Genomic DNA, 1,307 nt, shown 5'->3' with positions numbered 1-1,307 from the left:
CGCACCAGGTCTTCGCCCGCGCGGCGCCGGTGGTCGCCGGGCCGCACCGCGTCGGCCGCGAGATGCACGGTGCCGCCCTGCACGGTGGCCAGCTCTTGCGGCACCACCGTGTCCAGCCCTGGCGGCATGACGGCGCCGGTCATGATGCGAACGCATTCCCCGGCTGCGGCATGGCCCGTCCAGGGCCGGCCGGCCAAGGCGGTGCCGGCCACCCGCAGCGACAGCGGCTGGCCGGCGCGCAATGCCGAACCGTCGAACGCATAGCCGTCCATGGCCGAGTTGTCGTGCGGCGGTACGCTGATGGGCGAGACGAGGTCGCAGGCCAGCACCCGGTCGAGCGCCGCGGACAGCGCCACGGTTTCGGTGCCGGCCACCGGCTGCACCAGTTGTTCGAGGAAGGCGGTGACGGCCTCGGCACCCAGGGCGTGGGCGTCGTAGCCGGGCAGGCCGGCGGCGATCTGTGCAAGGGTCTTCATGCGGCAGAAAAAAGAGGGGAGGCCGGCAGCCACCGCACCATGTGCAGCTTGTCGTGCCCGATGCCCTGGATGACCACCGCGCGCGGCAGCAGGCCCCAGGCGCGAAAGCCCGCGCGCTCGTACAGGCGCACGACGTGGGTGTTGGCGGCGGTGACCGTCAGCACCAGCTGTTCCAGCCCGGCCACCTGTTCGGCGAGCTGCACGCAGGCCTGCACCAGCGCGCGTCCGACGCCGCCGCGCTGCGCGCGCGGCGCCACCATCATGCCCACCACGCTGGCGCAGTGGCGCTGCTGCAGGCGGGCCTCGCGCTCGCAGCCGATGCTGCCGAGCAACTGGCCGTCCGCGGCGAACGCCCCGAGGAAAAAGGTGCCCGTGGCGGGCGCGCCGAAGCGCTCGGCATACGACTGGGCCGGGCGCAGCACCGCGCTGGCGTGGTCGGAGGTGAAGGCCTCGGGCGCGCAGCGCAGCGCCTCGTCGCGCAAGGCCTTGTAGGCATGCAGGTGCGCGGTGCCGAGCACGTCGATCCGGAAGGGGTCAGGGGTCATGGGGCGAGCGCGCGTTCGAGCGCGTGCAGTTCGGCCAGGGTGTTGGCGTTGCAAAAGCCGAGCGGGTCGTCGCCGGGCTGGTCGAAGGCGGCCACGGCGCACGGGTGCTGGGCGATCCAGGCGCCGATCTTGCGGCCGCCGCCCACCATGAATTGCGCGAGCGACTCCCGCAGCGAGGCCCGCAGGAGGCAGAACACCGGCTGCGTGCGCAGGGGGAGCGGCGCCCGGTTCGCCCGCGTGGGGGGCATCGGCGGCCAGCCCATCGGATTGCGGCGCGGCGGCGATG

Annotated in this window: 1 protein-coding gene and 2 pseudogenes; all 3 read right to left on the bottom strand. The window is 73.8% G+C overall.

Annotation, left to right across the window (positions count from 1 at the left end; translation table 11 throughout):
* Nucleotides 1–476, bottom strand: a pseudogene (locus AC27KI_RS25055) (molybdopterin molybdenumtransferase MoeA); the annotation flags it as partial.
* Nucleotides 473–1,021 carry a GNAT family N-acetyltransferase gene (locus AC27KI_RS25050; RefSeq protein ID WP_284428525.1) on the bottom strand — a complete coding sequence of 183 codons (549 nt, stop codon included), beginning with the start codon at nucleotides 1,019–1,021 and terminating at the stop codon, nucleotides 473–475. The gene AC27KI_RS25050 and the pseudogene AC27KI_RS25055, both read right to left, overlap by 4 nt.
* Nucleotides 1,018–1,307, bottom strand: a pseudogene (locus AC27KI_RS25045) (hypothetical protein); the annotation flags it as partial. The gene AC27KI_RS25050 and the pseudogene AC27KI_RS25045, both read right to left, overlap by 4 nt.

This window comes from Acidovorax sp. KPB24-03, assembly GCF_057546605.1.
This window is presented reverse-complemented; position numbering and strand designations above follow the sequence as displayed.

What these genes read in the sequence shown, in the direction of transcription:
- AC27KI_RS25050 (WP_284428525.1), bottom strand. Translation starts at nt 1,021, where the DNA reads ATGACCCCTGACCCCTTCCGGATCGACGTGCTCGGCACCGCGCACCTG.